Annotated in this window: 18 protein-coding genes; 8 read left to right on the forward strand and 10 right to left on the reverse strand. The window is 66.6% G+C overall.

All coding sequences use genetic code 11. The features are described 5' to 3' along the window. Nucleotides 1-35 precede the first annotated feature (35 nt). A complete protein-coding gene (locus tag O6Y00_RS20755; RefSeq protein WP_353444423.1) occupies nucleotides 36-902 on the reverse strand; it encodes a GDP-mannose 4,6-dehydratase in 867 nt (288 codons plus the stop codon). Further along, complete coding sequence (gene gmd / locus O6Y00_RS20760) at nucleotides 902-1,939, reverse strand: GDP-mannose 4,6-dehydratase (protein WP_353444424.1); 1,038 nt, start codon at nucleotides 1,937-1,939, stop codon at nucleotides 902-904. Before gmd ends, O6Y00_RS20755 begins: the two co-directional genes overlap by 1 nt. 298 nt (nucleotides 1,940-2,237) lie before the next feature. On the opposite strand from gmd, the gene O6Y00_RS20765 reads away from it, so the two are divergent. After that, nucleotides 2,238-2,537, forward strand: coding sequence for a hypothetical protein (locus O6Y00_RS20765; protein ID WP_353444425.1), 300 nt, complete (start codon nucleotides 2,238-2,240; stop codon nucleotides 2,535-2,537). A gap of 47 nt (nucleotides 2,538-2,584) precedes the next feature. Here the strand turns inward: O6Y00_RS20765 and rfbA are convergent, their stop codons facing one another. The 5 genes from rfbA to O6Y00_RS20790 form a co-directional block, all read right to left on the reverse strand. Further along, nucleotides 2,585-3,451, reverse strand: a complete 867-nt coding sequence (gene rfbA / locus O6Y00_RS20770; protein WP_353444426.1) for a glucose-1-phosphate thymidylyltransferase RfbA — start codon at nucleotides 3,449-3,451, stop codon at nucleotides 2,585-2,587. Further along, nucleotides 3,448-4,362, reverse strand: coding sequence for a dTDP-4-dehydrorhamnose reductase (gene rfbD / locus O6Y00_RS20775; protein WP_353444427.1), 915 nt, complete (start codon nucleotides 4,360-4,362; stop codon nucleotides 3,448-3,450). The genes rfbA and rfbD overlap by 4 nt, the downstream gene beginning before the upstream one ends. Further along, the gene (gene rfbB / locus O6Y00_RS20780) at nucleotides 4,359-5,414 is read right to left on the reverse strand and encodes a dTDP-glucose 4,6-dehydratase (protein WP_353444428.1); all 1,056 of its coding nucleotides are present in this window, start codon (nucleotides 5,412-5,414) and stop codon (nucleotides 4,359-4,361) included. Before rfbB ends, rfbD begins: the two co-directional genes overlap by 4 nt. 11 nt (nucleotides 5,415-5,425) lie before the next feature. Next, complete coding sequence (rfbC, locus tag O6Y00_RS20785; RefSeq protein WP_353444429.1) at nucleotides 5,426-6,013, reverse strand: dTDP-4-dehydrorhamnose 3,5-epimerase; 588 nt, start codon at nucleotides 6,011-6,013, stop codon at nucleotides 5,426-5,428. Between the two features lie 104 nt (nucleotides 6,014-6,117). After that, a complete protein-coding gene (locus tag O6Y00_RS20790; protein ID WP_353444430.1) occupies nucleotides 6,118-6,996 on the reverse strand; it encodes a glycosyltransferase family 2 protein in 879 nt (292 codons plus the stop codon). Nucleotides 6,997-7,247: 251 nt separating this feature from the next. Between O6Y00_RS20790 and O6Y00_RS20795 the strand changes: the two genes are divergently transcribed. Further along, entirely contained in the window at nucleotides 7,248-8,129 is an 882-nt protein-coding gene (locus O6Y00_RS20795; protein ID WP_353444431.1) for a hypothetical protein, read from the forward strand. Nucleotides 8,130-8,135: 6 nt separating this feature from the next. Here O6Y00_RS20795 and O6Y00_RS20800 read toward each other — a convergent pair whose 3' ends face one another. After that, the gene (locus tag O6Y00_RS20800; protein ID WP_353444432.1) at nucleotides 8,136-9,077 is read right to left on the reverse strand and encodes a glycosyltransferase; all 942 of its coding nucleotides are present in this window, start codon (nucleotides 9,075-9,077) and stop codon (nucleotides 8,136-8,138) included. Between the two features lie 50 nt (nucleotides 9,078-9,127). Beyond that, nucleotides 9,128-10,450, reverse strand: a complete 1,323-nt coding sequence (locus O6Y00_RS20805; RefSeq protein ID WP_353444433.1) for a hypothetical protein — start codon at nucleotides 10,448-10,450, stop codon at nucleotides 9,128-9,130. 297 nt (nucleotides 10,451-10,747) lie between these two features. On the opposite strand from O6Y00_RS20805, the gene O6Y00_RS20810 reads away from it, so the two are divergent. Next, nucleotides 10,748-11,692 (forward strand): NAD-dependent epimerase/dehydratase family protein, encoded by a 945-nt coding sequence (locus tag O6Y00_RS20810; RefSeq protein ID WP_353444434.1) that lies wholly within the window; start codon nucleotides 10,748-10,750, stop codon nucleotides 11,690-11,692. Between the two features lie 230 nt (nucleotides 11,693-11,922). On the opposite strand, the gene O6Y00_RS20815 is transcribed toward O6Y00_RS20810, so the two are convergent. After that, nucleotides 11,923-12,552, reverse strand: coding sequence for a TlpA family protein disulfide reductase (locus O6Y00_RS20815; protein WP_353444435.1), 630 nt, complete (start codon nucleotides 12,550-12,552; stop codon nucleotides 11,923-11,925). 16 nt (nucleotides 12,553-12,568) lie between these two features. Between O6Y00_RS20815 and argH the strand changes: the two genes are divergently transcribed. Genes argH through O6Y00_RS20840 form a run of 5 tightly spaced genes read left to right on the forward strand, consistent with a single transcriptional unit; the run spans nucleotide 12,569 to nucleotide 17,211 of the window. Beyond that, a complete protein-coding gene (gene argH, locus O6Y00_RS20820) occupies nucleotides 12,569-13,936 on the forward strand; it encodes an argininosuccinate lyase (protein WP_435368661.1) in 1,368 nt (455 codons plus the stop codon). Then, complete coding sequence (locus tag O6Y00_RS20825; RefSeq protein WP_353444437.1) at nucleotides 13,933-14,175, forward strand: hypothetical protein; 243 nt, start codon at nucleotides 13,933-13,935, stop codon at nucleotides 14,173-14,175. Before argH ends, O6Y00_RS20825 begins: the two co-directional genes overlap by 4 nt. A gap of 11 nt (nucleotides 14,176-14,186) precedes the next feature. Then, complete coding sequence (gene lysA, locus O6Y00_RS20830) at nucleotides 14,187-15,449, forward strand: diaminopimelate decarboxylase (protein ID WP_353444438.1); 1,263 nt, start codon at nucleotides 14,187-14,189, stop codon at nucleotides 15,447-15,449. Nucleotides 15,450-15,487: 38 nt separating this feature from the next. Then, a complete protein-coding gene (locus O6Y00_RS20835) occupies nucleotides 15,488-16,261 on the forward strand; it encodes a precorrin-2 dehydrogenase/sirohydrochlorin ferrochelatase family protein (protein ID WP_353444473.1) in 774 nt (257 codons plus the stop codon). After that, complete coding sequence (locus O6Y00_RS20840) at nucleotides 16,258-17,211, forward strand: CorA family divalent cation transporter (RefSeq protein ID WP_353444439.1); 954 nt, start codon at nucleotides 16,258-16,260, stop codon at nucleotides 17,209-17,211. The genes O6Y00_RS20835 and O6Y00_RS20840 overlap by 4 nt, the downstream gene beginning before the upstream one ends. Nucleotides 17,212-17,317: the final 106 nt, after the last annotated feature.

The following is a 17,317-nucleotide window of genomic DNA, read 5'->3' on the forward strand; positions in this document are numbered from 1 at the left end:
TCGCGCGCGCCGGAAAGGCTGCCGGCTTCGAAAATCTAGACGGTGCCGTCTGCGCCGCGGGTATCAGCATACATCCAGGCGAGCGTCTCGCGGAGGTCGCGAGGATGCCAGTCGGGGAGGGCCGACCGCAAGCGTTCGATGTCGCCGCCGAGGACGGGTACGTCGTTGGCGCGGACGAAGGCAGGGTTGACCGCCACGTCGATCCGGTGGCCGCTGAGTTCGGTCAGGACGGCGATGATCTCGTCGATCGAACGGACCGTGCCCGTCGCCAGATTGACCAGCGCCGGCGGTGTCTCGGTCAGTGCGAGCCCGGCATAGGCGTCCGCGACCGAGCGGACATCGCCGAAGTCGCGCTTCACCCACAGGTTGCCGAGTTCGATGACCGGCGCCCGGCGCTTAAAATGATCGACGATCTTGGGGATCAGATATTCGATGCCCTGGCCGACGCCGGTATAGTTGAACGGCCGCGCCACGACGATCTCGAGCGCGTTCCGCCATAGCCGGGCACCCTGTTCCATCGCGAGCTTGCTGATCGCGTAGTGGTTGGAGGGGTGGGTGGGCGCGTCCTCCGCGATCAGTCCTTCCGCTCCCGGCCCGTAGACCTGCGCACTACTCGCCAGCACGCACCGGGTTCCCGGTTTGAGGCGCGCGACCGCGTCGAGCAGCGCGTACGTGCCGATCTGGTTGACCTGATAGAAGGATTGCCAGTCGGTCGCGTTGACGAAGGCGCGCGCGGCGAGATGGATCAGCCGGTCGAACTGGGCATCGCCCACCGCCTGCTCGACCGCCGCGGGATCGCAGAGATCGACGTCGAGCGAGAGGCATTCCACCCCCCGCGACGCCAACGCCTCTTCGACGAAGCGACCGGTGAAACCGCTCGCCCCCGTCACCGCAACGCGCATCAGAACGACCAGCCGGCCGTGTTGCGCCGGATATCGGCCTCGACCATCAGCGCGGCGAGTTCCTCAAGCTGGACGGTGGGCTCCCAGCCGAGATCGCGACGAGCCTTGGCCGGATCGCCGATCAGGAGCTCGACTTCGGCCGGGCGGTAGAAGTCGGGATTGACACGCACCAGCAGCTTGCCGGTCTTGCGGTCGGTCCCGGTCTCCTGGTCCTCGGACCCGGACCAGTCCAGTTCGATGTCGATCTGGCGGAAGGCGAGCTCGACGAAGGTGCGGACCGTCTCCATGCGGTTGGTCGCCAGCACGAAGGTGTCGGGGATGTCGTGCTGCAGCATGCGGCGCATGCCCTCGACGTAATCGCGCGCGAAGCCCCAGTCGCGCTTGGCATCGAGATTGCCGAGTTCGAGCAGCTCGGCTTTGCCCATCGAGATCTTGGCGACCGTGTCGGTGATCTTGCGGGTCACGAACTCACGGCCACGCAGCGGCGATTCGTGATTGAACAGGATGCCGCTCGTGCCGAAGATGTCGAAGCTCTCGCGGTAATTGACCGTCAGCCAGTGCGCGTACAGCTTGGCGACGCCGTAGGGGCTGCGCGGGTAGAAGGGCGTGTCCTCGACCTGCGGAATCGCCTGGACCTTGCCGAACATCTCCGACGTCGATGCCTGGTAGAAGCGGATGCCGCGGTTCACGGTGCGGATCGCTTCGAGCAGATAGGCCGCGCCCAGACCGGTGATGTGGCCGGTGGTGATCGGCTGGTCGAACGAGACGCCGACGAAGCTCTGCGCCGCGAGATTGTAGATCTCGGTCGCTTCGGACGATTCGATCAGGCGGATCGCCGACCCGAGATCGGTCAGGTCATATTCGACGAGCTTGAGGTTGGGGTGATCGGTGATCCCCAGTTCGTCGATCCGCCAGAAATTGACCGAGCTGGTCCGGCGGTACGTGCCGTAGACCTTGTAGCCGCGCGCGAGCAGGTTCTCCGCGAGGTACGCGCCGTCCTGGCCGCTGATGCCGGTGACGATGGCGGTTTTACTCACATGTATCTCCATTCGTGGTTTGACCGATCCGCCGCGGCGAACGATCGATCGAAATGCTGAATTTGCCCGCGTCTTAGCCGCGAACGGCGTTGCCAGCCAGATGCGACGATGACGAAATGGCGTCGAAGTGGTCGGTTCGTGCCGAAAAGGGCCTAGTTCGCGGCGGGGCGTGCGGCTGATGGTGCCGGTGGGGCGTGCGATTGTCCTCAACGCCGCGTTGGACTAACGGATGCGCGTCGGCGCCCGAATACGGCTCCGGCCATGGCCCCCATCATGGTGGTGCCAGCAGGAGAGTTCGATGCGCGTATCTGTCATTCTGGGACTCGCTTGGGCAGGGCTGTGCTGGTCCGGGCTGGCGATCGCGCAGACCGAGGCGGTCAATCCGCAAGCCGCCCGCAAGGCGGAGGATGCCGCGTCGATGACGCCGCAGACCGAAGCGGTATCGCCCGACGATCGCGCGGCACCACCGGCCGCGTCTCTCAACGGCCAGGATCGGATTCTCAGCAAGAACGAAGCCTACAACCGTGCGCGTGCTGCCGAGGGCAGGGTCGGCGTACGGCTGGGCAACGACATGAGCTTCCGTATCTCCGGCGACTGAGCCGCCCGCCTTTGGGCGAGCGAGCCGGTCGCCGCGATCGAAAGACCTCAGTCCCGGATGCTGTTCAGGATGGCGCGACCATAGGCCGTCTTGCTGAACATGTTGCCACGCTGCTCGGCCTGTTCGCGCGTGATGAAGCCCTTCTCGTAGGCGATTTCCTCGAGACAGGCGACCTGGATGCCCTGGCGATGCTGGATCGTCCGGACGAACTCACCCGCTTCGAGCAGCGAATCGTGCGTGCCGGTGTCGAGCCAGGCATAGCCGCGGCCCATCTGTTCGACGAACAGGTCGCCCGCTTCCATATAGAGGCGGTTGAGATCGGTGATCTCGAGTTCGCCGCGGTGGCTGGGCTTCAGGTCGCGCGCCAATGCGACGACGCGGTTGTCGTAGAAATACAGGCCGGTGACCGCGTGATGCGACTTGGGGTTCGTCGGCTTTTCCTCGAGGCTGACGGCCTTGCCGCCTTCGCCGAACTCGACCACGCCGTAGCGCTCGGGATCCTCGACGCGGTACGAGAACACCGTCGCGCCATGCGTGCGGGCGACCGCGCTGGCAAGCAGTTCGGTCAGGTGCGCGCCGAAGAAGATGTTGTCGCCAAGCACCAGCGCGACATTGTCGTCGCCGATGAAGTCCGCGCCGATCGTGAACGCCTGCGCGAGACCCTCGGGCTTGGGCTGTTCGGCATAGGCCATGGTCAGGCCGAACGCCGACCCGTCACCGAACAGGTTCTTGTAGTTGCCGATATATTCGGGGCTCGAGATGATCAGGATCTCGCGGATGCCGGCGAGCATCAGCACCGACAGCGGATAATAGATCATCGGCTTGTCGTAGATCGGCAGCAACTGCTTGTTGACCGCCAGCGTTGCGGGATGGAGCCGCGTGCCGGAACCGCCGGCGAGAATGATGCCCTTCATTGGGAAGTGTCCTTCTTGGGGGCCCCGAGCAGTTCGTCGAGGATATTGCCGAGCGCGGTCTGCCACGCCGGCGGATGGATGTCGTAATCGCGCACGATCGCGTCATGGCTCAGCAACGAATTCGCCGGGCGAGTCGCGGGCGTCGGGTATTCGCTGGTCGCGATGCCCTCCACCTCGGCGCTGGTGCCGCCGCGGGCCGCGCTCTGTGCGAAGATCTCGCGCGCGAAACCGGCCCAGGTGACCGCACCGGCGTTGCTGAAATGATAGGTGCCGGTGGGCGCCGCCGGATCCTCGACCAGACGCATCGCGATCGTCGCGAGTGCCGCCGCGAGGTCGGTCGCCGAGGTCGGGCTGCCATGCTGGTCGTCGACCACGCGCAAGGTCGGGTTGGTGGCGCCGACGCGGAGCATCGTCTTGATGAAGTTGTTGCCGTGCGCGCTGACCACCCAGGCGGTGCGGACGATCGCGTGGCGCGCACCCGAGGTCCGTACCGCAAGCTCGCCGCCAAGCTTCGATGCGCCGTAGACGCCGAGCGGAGCGACCGGATCGGTCACTTCCCACGCGCCATCGCGGGCGCCGTCGAAGACATAGTCGGTCGAGACCTGGACGATCGGGATGTCGGCCTTGGCGCACGCTTCGGCAAACGCCGCGGGTGCCATCGCGTTGACCGCCCAAGCGGTGACGATGTCGCTCTCGGCCTTGTCGACCGCGGTGTAGGCGCCAGCGGAGATCACCGCCGCCCAAGGCTGGCCGTCATGGCCCTCGGCGACCTTCGCGGCGATCGCGGCGGTATCGCGCAGGTCGAGCTCGTCGATGTCGATCGCGGTCACCGCCCAGCCTTCGGGCCAGGCGAAGCGCTTCAGTTCGGTGCCGAGCTGACCGTTCCCGCCGGTGACGAGGACTTGCTTCATACCGAAAGCCCGCGGCGCTGGTCGGCCTTGTGCTCGGCGACGATCGCCTCCCACCAGCTCTGGTTGTCGAGATACCAGGCGACGGTCTTCTCGATGCCGGTTTCGAACGTTTCGGCCGGCTCCCAGCCGAGCTCGTTCTTGATCCGGGTCGCGTCGATCGCATAGCGCTTGTCGTGGCCGGGACGGTCGGCAACATAGGCGATCTGCGTTGCGTAGGACTGGCCATCGGCGCGCGGGCGCAGCCGATCGAGGATCGTGCAGACGGTCTTCACGACCTCGAGGTTCTGCTTCTCGTTGTTGCCGCCGACATTGTAGGTCCGGCCGGGCTCGCCCTTTTCGAACACTGCATGCAGCGCGCGGACGTGATCCTCGACGAACAGCCAGTCGCGGACCTGGTCGCCCTTGCCGTAGACCGGCAGGTCGGCGCCCGCGAGCGCCTTGACGATCATCAGCGGCACGAGCTTTTCGGGGAAATGATACGGCCCGTAATTGTTCGAGCAGTTGGTGATTAGCACCGGCAGCCCGAACGTGTGCCCCCATGCGCTGACGAGATGGTCCGAGCCGGCCTTCGACGCCGAATAGGGCGAGCGCGGATCGTACGGGGTCTCTTCGGTGAACAGCCCGGTATCACCGAGCGAGCCATAGACCTCGTCGGTCGAGATGTGATGGAAGCGGAACGCCGCCTTGGCCTCGTCGTCGAGCCCGAGCCAATAGGCGCGCGCTTCGCTGAGCATCGTGAAGGTGCCGACCACGTTGGTCTGGACGAACGCGCCGGGGCCGTCGATCGAGCGGTCGACATGGCTTTCGGCGGCGAGATGCGTGATGATCTCTGGCTTGAACTCGGCGATCGCAGCCTTGACGGCCTCCGCGTCGCAGATGTCGCCCTGGACGAAGCGGTAGCGGTTCGAACTGGCGACGCGCTCGACCGTCGACAGCGTGCCCGCATAGGTCAGCTTGTCGAAGTTGAGCACCTCGTGCTCGGTGTTCTCGATCAGGTGACGGACGAGAGCCGAACCGATGAAGCCGGCCCCGCCGGTGACGAAAATACGCATGGGTCTATCCTTCAGGCGAGCGGCGCCAGGGGGCGGCCGTCATAGGGAAAGGGGCTGTCGAAATCGGCGAGCAGGGGAAGGACGGCGTCCTTCGCGGACAGTTCCGGCGTGACACCCGACGGCATCGGCCAGTCGATCCCGCCTGCGCCGATTTCAGGGTCGTTCCAGCGAACGCCGCCGTCGCAGGTCGGCGCGTAGAGATCGGAGCATTTGTAGCTGACCTCGCAATCGTCCTCGAGCGTCAGGAAGGCATGCGCGAAACCGATCGGCACGAACAGCTGATGGCCGTTCTCGGCGGACAGTTCTGCGCCGACCCACTGGCCGTACGTCGGCGAATCCTTGCGGACGTCGACCGCGACATCGAAGATCGCGCCGCGGATGCAGCGGACGAGCTTGTCCTGGCCGTGCGGCGGCGTCTGGAAATGCAGGCCGCGCAGCGTGAACTTCGGCACGGAGAGCGAATGATTGTCCTGGACGAAGCGGCAGTCGATGCCGAGCTTTGCGAAAGTGGCTTCGCTATACACTTCGGTGAACCAGCCGCGCGCATCGCCGTGGCGCTTCGGGCGGATCAACTGGACGGGGGATTGTGCGATGCTCATGATGACGAGTTACCGTCATAATGGGTGTGTCGCAATGCACCATTCCTTCCACTGCCGGGTTTCGCGGACGTGCGTATTGGTATTCTGCAGGGCCCTTCGCCGGCTTAGCGCGCAAGCCCGGATCGTATGCCTCTGAACCAGATCGGGAACTGTCGCGGTTTCATGCGTCCCCGCAGCACGTTCAGCACCGTCTTGGCGAACACGACCGGTACGACGAACGCGGCCGCACCGAGCCCGAAATGCTTGCGGACGAACACCATGTGCCCGCGGTTGAACTGGAAGATCGAGAAGTCGCTGAACGCGCCGCCCGTCGAAATGCTGACCTTGTGGAGGCAGACCAGATCGGTATCGACCACCACCCGGAGGCCATGTTCCTTCAGGTCGAGGCAGAAATCGGCATCTTCCCAATAGACGAAGAACCGATCGTCGAAGCCGCGAACCGCGTCGAACGCCTCCATGCGGAAGATCAGGCAACAGCCCGGCGCAAAATCGGTTTCCCGCAGGCGAGGGCCGGGCGCGTCGACGACCCGGTGGCCGATCTGGTCGTGATAGGGAATCATGCCGCGCCGCCAGCGATAGGATCCGGTGATGAACCAGATCCGGTCGGGCTCGTCGTAATAGGTGATGAGCGGCGAGAGCCCGATGGCGTCGGACGCGTCGAGCGATGCGACCATGTTGCCGATCAGGCCGGGATCGAATTCGGTATCGTTGTTGATGAACGTGACGTGCGTCGCACCGCGCTCGCGGGCGAAGTCGACGCCCTGATTGCAGGCACGTCCGAAGCCGATATTCTCGGCGTTCGCGACGATGTGTAGATTGGGCAGGTCCAGCGTCCGCAGATAGGCCACGGTGCCATCGGTCGACGCGTTGTCGATCACCAGGATCTCGAAATCCGGATCGGTCTGCGCGGCGATGCACGCGAAGAACGGATCGAGGATCGCGTGCGCCATCGCGTTGTACGTGATCGTGACGAGAAGGTTCATCTACTGCCTCTGTTGCGGATGCTTGCCACCGCAGTTCAACCGCTATGATCCAGTTCGTGCGGTGCGGCTGCGATGCCCCGACGTTCTCGACCGATGGACCGCGAGACGCTTGCGAGAGCAATCGTTCGTCCGTACGCCCGGTGGCCTGTGCCATTGCACATGGCGGGTGTCGTTGCGGCGCCTAGCCATCGTGCGCGGCGCTGTCCAGATCGTCCGCCCCGCCGGACGTCAAGTGCGGCGGGATGAAGACGGTGAGCATCAAGACGAAAACCGCGATCGGGATCGACGCGCTGGAACGCGACTGGACATTCGCAGCCTCCAAACCCGACATGGCGATGCGGTTGCGCCGGCTGATCGCGGTGAAGGGGATCGTGAAAGCCCCCGCGAGCCTCGCGATCATGCCGTTCGCGGTGGCGCCGCGCTGGATCGTGTATTTCGTGTACCTGCCCGATGGCGCGCTGACCGACGCGCATCGTTTCACGCTCGCCCGCCTGCGCGAGGGGACCGCGAAGGTCGCGGTGATCTGCGCCGCGGCGACCGTCGGCGACGTACCGGCCGAACTGCGCTTGATGGCGGATGCGCTGTACTGGAAGGCGCTGCCGGGGTTCGACTTTTCCGCCTATGCGCTGGCGGTACGCGAGATCGTCGCGCACAGCCCGGGCGCAGACGTGCTGGTCCTCAACGACTCGGTGTTCGGGCCGTTCGTGCCGGCGGATTCGCTCTGGCCGCAGATGGCATGGGACCTGACCGGCTTTACCGCGTCGGCCGCCGTGCAGAACCACATCCAGTCCTACGCGTTCCATATCAAGGCGCTCGATCGTCGCAAGGCACAGGCATTGCGGACGATATTCCCGGCCCGCTTCGCATTCGGCGATTACCGCGGTGCGGTGTTCCTGCAGGAAACCCGCTTCGCCACGGTCGCGGCGAAGGCGATGTCGGTCGGCGCGTTGTGGTATGCCGATGGCAGCCGTTCGGACGACCCGAGCCTGTTCGCCGCGCTGGCGTTGCTGGAGGCGGGCTTCCCCTTCCTGAAGCGCGGCTTGCTCGGCAAGCACGGCGCGATCTACGAACGTGCAGCGCTGTTGGAGGTGCTTGCCGATCGTGATCATCCGGTGGACGACCTCCAACGCTGACGTGGGTCAGCGCCTGCGGAGATACCGCGAGACGCGCGCGCCCTGTTCGAGAACGCCGACGGGCAGCAGCATGATGGCGCGCAACAGCCATTTCGGGAGATGCATCGCATCGGCGAAATCCGGCTGGCCGCGAACGTACTCGCGGTTCAGCGCACCGGCGCGGCGCAATTCGGTCAGCAATCCCACCGCGAACAGCCCGGTGTTCTGCGAGTGCGATCGCAGCACGGCGGGGTATTCCTCGGCGCGGATAACCGACGGCTGGCGCCGGATCGCCTTCGCCCAATCGTCGACGAACACCGACAGTGCGCTCTTGCGCCAATAGCTGTCCTTGGGGCTGAACCGCGTCGCGTGGCGACCGACCCATCCGATATCGGGCTCGGCCGCCGCCATATAGTCGACGATCAGAGACAGATGCGGGAAGTTGCGGACGAGGCCTTCGCCGTTCGGGGTCGTGTCGCGGACCCAGTCGAGCATGCGCCGCGAATATATCGTCGCACCCGTGAGGGTCTGGTGCCAGAATTGATCGCGGACGAAAATGCGGGCGGTCTCGCCCGTCATGTGGGGGATGTCCGCGGTTTCGGGCGCATGCGAATTGACGAAGATCAGGTCCTGATCGTCGAGCATCGCCAGCACACGGTCGAGCCCCGCCGGCTCGACCATGCCCGCGTCACCCAGGATCCACACGAAATCCTCGGTCGGCCACAGCAGCGATCGGACGATGTTCAGATCGTGGCGGAGCGCCGGCTGGTTGCGGCGATAGCGGATGTCCGGCATCCGCTCGGCGAACCCCCGCAGCATCGTCTCGGTCGCGTCGTCCGGGCTGTCGTCCGAGATGTAGAGCGTGACACCGTTGGCGACGAGCGCCTCGGCCATGTGCGCGAGGCCCTTGGCGAGCAGCGGTGCGCGGCAATAGGTGGGTATGACTAGCGCCAGCGTCGTCTTGGCCATCGGGTTCACTCTCGTCGGATTCGGTGTTGAGCACTGCGCGGCGCCAGGGGCTACCGCATCTGCCAATACCGGCGGAACAGCAGCAGCGTCCATGGCACGCTCAGCAGAACGATCACCGCCAGATAGCCGATCAGGACATAGGTGGCGCCGTGGAACGAGGCGAAATAGGTGATGCCGGTGACGAGCAACCCGCAAACCAGCGAGTTCCACAGCATCGGCTCCTCCTTGTGCACGCGCATGAAGGTGGCCATCGCGAAGATCGCGACGTTGCACGACGAGATGACCGCGAGGATCGCGAGGTCAGCGGTCGGCAGGAAGCGCTCCATGATGTGGATCTCGAGATAGCGGCCCAGCGCGACGACGACGCACAGCCCCGCGCAGGCGACGATCTGGAACGCCAGCGACTGCAGGAACAGCGTCCTGAACCGGCGTCGCAGCGTGTCGCGCTCGCCGCGCGCGACCAGTCCGGCGAGCACCGGCGTGGTCGCCGACAACCAGCTCATGCCGATCAGCGAGATGTTGCTGAACATCGCGATCGACAGGCCGATCATCGCCGCCTCGGCCGGGCCGCGATGCGCGAAGGTGAACGGGGTGAACACCTGATACAGCAGATAGCCGCTCATCCAGCTGAGGCCGATCCGCCACTGCAACGGCAGGATGTCCTTGCGCCAGCCATAGCCGACGCCCTGCGGCGCCACCCGCCGCGCGATCTCCGGCACGCCGCTGTGCCGACGCAGCCACCAGCCGGAGGTCAGCGCCATCGCCAGGCCGATACAGGCGACCGCGTACAGCGTCGGGTGGATCGCGATGATCGCCCAGCAGGCGAGGTAGCCGCCGACCGACTGAATCGTCCGCAGCTTGGCAACCCGGGCGACCTTGCCGGTACCCTCGGCGATCGCGATCTGCGGGCTGTAATAGAGGTTGATGGCCGCCGCGACGACGATCAGCACCCATGCGCCGGCCCATTCGCTCGGTGGCAGCCCGGCCCCGCCGCGGCGCAGGAACACGAAGCCGCCGATCCCGACAGCGACCGCGAACAACACAGACGTGACCGCGAACCAACGGCGGACCGACTCGTAGAGCAGGCCGATGCGGTCGATCGCGGCCTGGCGGGCCTGCGCATCGTTATGCTCGTCGAGCAGCACGATGTCGTGGCTGACGAACTGCGCCAGGACGAAGTTCAACCCGAGCTCGAAGAACGCCTGCAACGCGATCAGGCTGCTGAACGTGTAGTAATAGCCCTGCATCTCCTTGGAGAAGAGGGTGCTGGTCAGCAACACCATGACGAGGCCGGCGGCGACGCCCCAGACTCGCTGCATCACCGTCATGGCAACGGCGGCGTCGATGCGGATTTTGCGCAGGAACGCAGTCATCAATGGGATCCTGAACGTCATGGGAGGGTGCGCGTCGGCGATCTACGCTGGCGCGCCATGACCAAAGCGGGGGGGCGGCGCAAGCAATTCCGTACCGGCGCGCCGGCTCGCGCCGTTGGAGCGGGACCGGCGGTGCTGGATCGGCGCCGGCTGGCGATCTTGGATCGGGTAGGCTAGGGGCACGCGCATGTTGAACGATTGCTGCCCTGGCCGATCGGCCGGCCTGCGCGAAAGCCTGCGGATGTCCGGTCGGGCCCCCCTCGCCAATCGCGCCATCCTTCTTGATTGCAGGCTCGCATGACGATCGTCCGGGACTCGATTGCCGGCCGTCACTGCGTCGTGCTGGGCGCCGGCGGGTTCATCGGCACCAATCTGTGCCGCCGGCTTGCCGACGCGGGGGCCGTGGTGACCGGCTTCGGCCGTCGCCCGCACGGGGCCGACGCGATGTTCGCGCAGCACTGGGTCGATGGCGAGTTCGACGATGCGGACGCGATCGCGCGGGCGCTGGACGGCGCGGAGATCGTGTTCCACCTGCTCGGCGGCAGCGATCCCTCGACATCGAACCGCGACCCGTCGACCGAGTTGCAGCGGACGCTGGCGGGCAATCTGATGCTGATCGCCGCCGCGACCCAGGCACGCGTGCGCAAACTGGTGTTCGTCTCTTCGGGCGGCACCGTCTACGGGCCGCCCGCGCACCTGCCGATCACCGAGGCCGCGCCGACCGATCCGATCTCGGCGTACGGGCTGGGCAAGCTGGCGATGGAAAAGCTGCTGGGCCTGTACCGCCTCATCGACGGGCTGGACTATGCGATCCTGCGCGTCGCGAATCCCTATGGTCCGTTCCAGCGGCCCAACCGGGCGCAGGGGATCGTCGCGACGATCCTCAAGCGCGCGATCGACGGCCAACCGGTCGAGATCTGGGGCGACGGTTCCGTGATCCGGGACTATCTCCACGTCGACGATGTCTGCGATGCGCTGATCGCCGCCAGCGTCACGCAGTCGGATCTGCGCCTGTTCAACATCGGATCGGGGATCGGCCGGTCGCTGAACGATGTCGTATCGTCGATTTCCCACGTTCTGGGAACCGAGGTCGAGGTGACGTATCGCGCGGCCAGGGCGGCGGATATTCCGGTCAACATCCTGCAATGCGACCGCGCCCGCGACGTCTTGCACTGGACGCCAAAGATCGACTGGCACGATGGCCTGCGGTCGACCGCGGCGTGGATGGCGGCCGTCTCCTGACATGACGGTCCGCGTCGCCGGGTAGATGCGCCCAGTCGGTCGACCTCATGGTTGGCACGGCCACCGCCTGAACGTTGATCGCAGTTCGCGGGTCCGTTCGTCGCATTCCGGCGGTTTTCGACGTTGTTTGCACCTTTGAGGGCGGATCTGTCGTTAAGGCGGAGTGCCGGCTCGCCATCAACCTTTGGCTCGTCACCAAGGCGGGTCGGCACAATTCCTCGCTGTATGGACTATGAAGCCTCGCCGATCAGCTTGGCTGCTGCCGGCGTGTTCCACTCGTAGCCGCCGGTCATCCGCCAGACTTCCTTGCCCGCCGAATCGTACAGGATCGTGGTCGGCAGGTTCGCCTGATAGGCGAGGCTGAGCCCGAGCTTCGGATCGAGATAGGGTTTCAGCGTCGAGAACTTCTTGGCGGCGAAGAACGGCGTCACCTTCTCCGCGCCCTGCATGTCCTGGCTGACCGCAATCACTTGCACCTTGCCCGCGAGCGACTTCGCCGCGGCGTCGAGCGTCGGCATTTCCGCGACGCACGGCGCGCACCAGGTCGCCCACATGTTGAGCAGCAACGGCTTGCCCTTGAACGTCGCCAGCGTCACCGACTTGCCGTCGGGCGCGGTGAAGGCGACCGCCGGTCCGGCCTCGCCCTTGTGGCTGCGGTCGAGCTTCTGCGCGCTGACCGACGGGCCGGTCGCCTCGTCGGGGGCGGGGCCGGCGGGCACTTCGTCGGCGGAGGCGGTATTGGCCGCGACGACGTTCGCTTGCTCAGGCGCGGGCGATTTCCTATCGCAGCCGGCGACCAGCAGGCCCAGTCCCACGAAACACAGGGTCGGCCGCGCTTTGAATACAGGATTCGAGAACATGGACGGTTCCAATTCGATGTGGGGTGGGCGGTTCGCCGAGGGGCCGGCAGCGGTCATGCGCGAGATAAACGCCTCCATTCCCTTCGACAAGCGGCTCTGGCAGCAGGATATTGCCGGCTCGAAGGCGCATGTCGCGATGCTCGGCAAACAGGGCATCGTCTCGGCTGACGACGCGGCGACGATCTCGGCCGGGCTCGATACGGTGGCCGCGCACTATGCCGAGCACGGCGTCGCGGAGGATCTGGTCCTCGAGGATATCCACATGCAGACCGAGGCGCGGCTCGCCGATGCGATCGGTCCGGTCGCGGGGCGGCTGCACACCGCGCGGTCGCGCAACGACCAGGTCGCGACCGATTTTCGCCTTTGGGTACGCGATGCGATCGACCAGGCGCTGGCGGCGCTGGCGGGGTTCCAGGCGGCACTGCTCGCGCGGGCGGAAGAGCATGCGGCTAGCGTCATGCCCGGCTTTACGCATTTGCAATCCGCGCAGCCGGTGACGCTCGGGCATCACCTGATGGCGTATCATGCGATGATTTCGCGTGACGTGGGACGGTTCGCCGATGCCCGCGCAAGGATGAACCGATCGCCGCTGGGCTCGGCTGCGCTGGCGGGCACCGGCTTTCCGATCGACCGGGCGATGACGGCCGAGGCGCTCGGCTTCGACGGGCCGATGAGCAATTCGCTAGACGGCGTCAGCGACCGCGATTTCGCGATCGAGTATCTGACCTCCGCGTCGCAGACCTCGCTTCATTTGTCACGCCTCGCCGAGGAGTTCGTGCTGTGGGCGTCGCAGCCGTTCGGGTTCGTCGCGCTCAGCGATCAATGGTCGACGGGCAGTTCGATCATGCCGCAGAAGCGCAATCCCGACGCCGCCGAACTGGTCCGCGGGCATGCCGGACGCATCCTCGGCTGCATGACCGCGCTGATGGTGACGATGAAGGGCCTGCCGCTCGCCTATTCGAAGGACATGCAGGACGACAAGCCGCCGGTGTTCGAGGCGCACGACCTGCTCGCGCTGTCGATCGCGGCGATGACCGGGATGGTCGAGAGCGCGACGTTCCGCACCGATCGGATGCGCGGGCTGGCAGAGAGCGGCTTTGCGACCGCGACCGATCTGGCCGACTGGCTGGTGCGCGAGGCGGGCCTCCCGTTCCGCGAGGCGCACCATGTCACCGGGCGCGCGGTGAAGCTGGCGGAGGAGCGCAAGGTGGCGCTCGATGCGCTGCCGATCGAGGACCTCAAGGCAATCGATGCGCGGATCGACGAACGCGTGTACGGCGTGCTCTCGGTCGATGCGTCGGTCGCCAGCCGGACCAGCTTCGGCGGCACCGCGCCGGACAATGTGCGCGCTGCGATTCGTGCGGCGCGGGGAGATAGTGCATGAAACGGCTTCTAGGATTGGCGGGACTGGCGTTGGCGCTGTCGGGCTGCGGCGCGGCGGACAGGCTGGTACCGGCAGAGGGCAAGACGCTGCCGATCGCGCCGTACGGGGCGAAGACGACACCGACCCCCGCGCAGTTGCTGACCCCCACCACGCAGCAACGCCCGCAGCGCAGCGACGAGCTGCTCACCACGTCCCAGCCGCGGCGCAGCGACGAGTTCGACCTGCCGCCGCCCAATTGAAGACCTGATCCATGGACCATTTCGCCTATCGTGACGGAGTCATGCACGCCGAGGACGTCGCGCTGCCGGCGATCGCCGAGGCCGTCGGCACACCCGTCTACGTCTATTCGACCGCCACCTTCCGCCGCCACGCGCAGGTGTTCCGCGATGCGCTGAAGGGCGCGGGGCGCGTGCATCTCGCCTATGCGATCAAGGCGAACCCGAACGTCGCGGTGCTGCGCGTTCTCGCCGACGAGGGCTATGGCGCCGATGTCGTTTCGGCGGGCGAGATGCAGCGCGCGCTGGCAGCGGGGATCCCGGCGTCGGACATCGTGTTCTCGGGCGTCGGCAAGACGCGGCGCGAACTGGCGCAGGCGCTCGACGCGGGGATCGGCCAGTTCAATCTCGAGCTCGAGGAGGAAGGCGAGGTCCTCGCCGCGCTCGCGCATGCGCGCGGCGAGCGCGCGCCGGCGGTGCTGCGCGTGAACCCCGACGTGGACGCGGGAACGCACGCGAAAATCTCGACCGGGCGCAAGGAGAACAAGTTCGGCGTCGCGATCGACCAGGCGGTGGCGATGTTCGACCGGCTGTCGCAGCATGACGGTCTCGATTTGCGCGGCGTCGCGATCCACATCGGCAGCCAGCTCGCCGATCTCGCGCCGCTCGAGGCCGCCTATGCGCGGATCGGCGAACTGGTCGCGGAATTGCGCGCTGCGGGGCACACGATCAGCCGCGTCGATCTCGGCGGCGGGCTTGGCGTGCCGTACAAGCCGGACGATGTGTTGCCGAGCCCGGCGGACTATGGCGCGATGGTCGCGCGGGCGACCGCGGACTGGGACGTCGAGCTGATGTTCGAGCCCGGCCGCGTGATCGCGGGCAATGCCGGCGTGCTGCTGACCGAGGTGATCTGGGTGAAGCCCGGCGTCCTGAACCCGTACGTGATCGTCGATGCGGCGATGAACGACCTCGCGCGCGTCGCGATGTACGACGCGTATCATGATTTCGTCGCGGTCGAGCCGAGCGGCGAGCGGATGACCGCCAACATCGCCGGCCCGGTCTGCGAGACCGGCGATACCTTCGCGATGGGGCGCGACATCGACGCGGTGAAGTCGGGCGATCTCGGCATCTTCCGTACCGCCGGCGCGTACGGTGCGACGATGGCGTCGACCTATAACAGCCGCGCGCTGGTCCCCGAAGTGCTGGTCGACGGCGACCGGTTCGCGGTGGTCGCCGACCGCATCCACCCGGAGACGATCCTGGCCGCCGAGCGCGTGCCGGAATGGCTCAAGCGGTGACGTCACCCGCTTCGCCGCCGCCGCCGCTGCCGCCGACATTGCCGCTGCAAAGTCTGCCGCTGTTCGTCCGGCTGGCGGGGCGCCCGGTGATTTTGCTGGGCGAAGGCGAGGCGGCGGATGCGAAACGGCGGCTGCTCGATCGCGCGGGCGCGGACGTCGTTGGTGAAGATGCTCCTGCGTCGCTCGCTATCGTCGCGATCGATGACGAGGACGAAGCGCTGGCAGCGGTCGCGCGGCTGAAGGCGCGCGGCATCCTCGTCAACGCGGTCGATCGTTCTGCGCTGTGCGACTTCACGCTGCCCGCGATCGTCGACCGTGCGCCGGTACTGATCGCGATCGGGACGAGCGGCGTGTCGGCGGGACTCGCCGCGGCGGTGCGGCAGCGATTGGAAGCGCTGGTGCCGGCCGATCTGGGAAAGCTCGCGCTGGCGTTGCAGGCTGCCCGTGGTGCTTTGCGGATGCGCTGGCCCGATATGGGCGAGCGCCGCCGCGCGCTGGCGACGGCGATGGAGGCGGGGGGGGCGCTCGATCCGCTTTCGCCGACGCACGACGTCGACGCATGGCTGGCCACACCAGACTCCCCTCCCTGGAAGGGAGGGGAGCAGGTCGCGATCCGCCTCACCTCGACCGATCCGGACGACCTGACGCTCCGCCAGGCGCGCGCGCTGGCCAGCGCGGACCGGGTGTATCACAGCGCCGACGTCCCCTCGGCGATCCTCGATCGCGCGCGTGCCGATGCGGCGCGGCTTTGCGCGGCAATGCCCGCGGATCCAGGCACCGGCCTGTCGGTCGCGATCGAGATGGCCTTGTGAGCGGCTTCGGCTTTCGCATCACCGACGGCGAAGCGACGCCCGTCGGCGTGAAGGAGGCGCTCGATTGCACCGCCGACCTCGTCTGGGTGCATCTGTCGACGACCGCGGAGCACGGTCAGGACTGGCTCCGCGACGAGGCGAAGCTCGACGAATATGTCGTCGATGCGCTGACCGCGGCCGAGACGCGGCCGCGCTGCGAGGCGGTCGGCGAGGGGGCGTTCCTCAACCTGCGCGGGCGGTCGCACGAGGAGCTCGATACGTCGGACATGCTCGCCTCGGTGCGGATCTGGGCCGTGAAGGGCCGTGTGTTCTCGGTCACGCGGAAACCGTTGATCGCCGTCGCCGAGGTGGAGAAGATGGTCGAGCGCGGCGAGATCCGCGACCCGGGCGACCTGATCGCCGCCTTCGCGACCGCGATCACCACCGATCTCGATCCCGATGTCGCGTCGCTGGGCGATCAGCTCGACGATTGCGAGGAACAGCTCGACGCCAATCGTGTGTTCGAACTGCGTCGCACGGTCAGCAAGGTGCGGGTGGCGGCGATCGGCTATAAGCGCTTTCTCAGTCCGCAACGTGCGGCGCTGGAGAAGCTCGCGGCGTTGCCTGGCGATTGGCTTGCCGACGACGATCGCCTGCATCTGGCGGCGGCGGCGGATCGCGCGGCGCGGATGGCGGAGGAGCTCGAATCGATCCGCGAACGCTCGGCGCTGGTTCACGAGACGCTGACCGACCTGCGCGCGGAGCAGATCGACAGTCGTTCGCTGATCATCTCGATCGCGGCGATGGTGTTCCTGCCGCTGACCTTCCTCACCGGCCTGTACGGGATGAACGTGAAGGGGCTGCCCTATGCCGAGGAGCCGTGGGCGTTCGATGCGATCGCGGCCGCCTGCGTCGTGATCGCGGTGGGCGTCGTCGGGTATTTCACCGCTCGCCACTGGTTCCGGCGCTAGACCTTCAACTCTTTCGGGTGGCGCCAACTGCGACGGAGGGAGAGGCGGCGACCACCGCTGTTCCGTGTCCGCCCCCTCCGTCTGGCAAGTGCCAGCCACCTCCCCC

The sequence above is a fragment of the Sphingomonas faeni genome, assembly GCF_040407565.1.
Taxonomy (GTDB): Bacteria; Pseudomonadota; Alphaproteobacteria; order Sphingomonadales; family Sphingomonadaceae; genus Sphingomonas; species Sphingomonas faeni_F.

Coding starts and splice junctions, on each gene's coding strand:
- O6Y00_RS20825 (WP_353444437.1), top strand. CDS start 13,933: ATGAAACGGCTTCTAGGATTGGCGGGACTGGCGTTGGCGCTGTCGGGC.
- O6Y00_RS20800 (WP_353444432.1), bottom strand. CDS start 9,077: ATGGCCAAGACGACGCTGGCGCTAGTCATACCCACCTATTGCCGCGCA.
- O6Y00_RS20815 (WP_353444435.1), bottom strand. CDS start 12,552: ATGTTCTCGAATCCTGTATTCAAAGCGCGGCCGACCCTGTGTTTCGTG.
- rfbC (WP_353444429.1), bottom strand. CDS start 6,013: ATGAGCATCGCACAATCCCCCGTCCAGTTGATCCGCCCGAAGCGCCAC.
- rfbA (WP_353444426.1), bottom strand. CDS start 3,451: ATGAAGGGCATCATTCTCGCCGGCGGTTCCGGCACGCGGCTCCATCCC.
- argH (WP_435368661.1), top strand. CDS start 12,569: ATGTGGGGTGGGCGGTTCGCCGAGGGGCCGGCAGCGGTCATGCGCGAG.
- rfbD (WP_353444427.1), bottom strand. CDS start 4,362: ATGAAGCAAGTCCTCGTCACCGGCGGGAACGGTCAGCTCGGCACCGAA.
- lysA (WP_353444438.1), top strand. CDS start 14,187: ATGGACCATTTCGCCTATCGTGACGGAGTCATGCACGCCGAGGACGTC.
- O6Y00_RS20790 (WP_353444430.1), bottom strand. CDS start 6,996: ATGAACCTTCTCGTCACGATCACGTACAACGCGATGGCGCACGCGATC.
- O6Y00_RS20810 (WP_353444434.1), top strand. CDS start 10,748: ATGACGATCGTCCGGGACTCGATTGCCGGCCGTCACTGCGTCGTGCTG.
- O6Y00_RS20755 (WP_353444423.1), bottom strand. CDS start 902: ATGCGCGTTGCGGTGACGGGGGCGAGCGGTTTCACCGGTCGCTTCGTC.
- O6Y00_RS20805 (WP_353444433.1), bottom strand. CDS start 10,450: ATGACTGCGTTCCTGCGCAAAATCCGCATCGACGCCGCCGTTGCCATG.
- rfbB (WP_353444428.1), bottom strand. CDS start 5,414: ATGCGTATTTTCGTCACCGGCGGGGCCGGCTTCATCGGTTCGGCTCTC.
- O6Y00_RS20765 (WP_353444425.1), top strand. CDS start 2,238: ATGCGCGTATCTGTCATTCTGGGACTCGCTTGGGCAGGGCTGTGCTGG.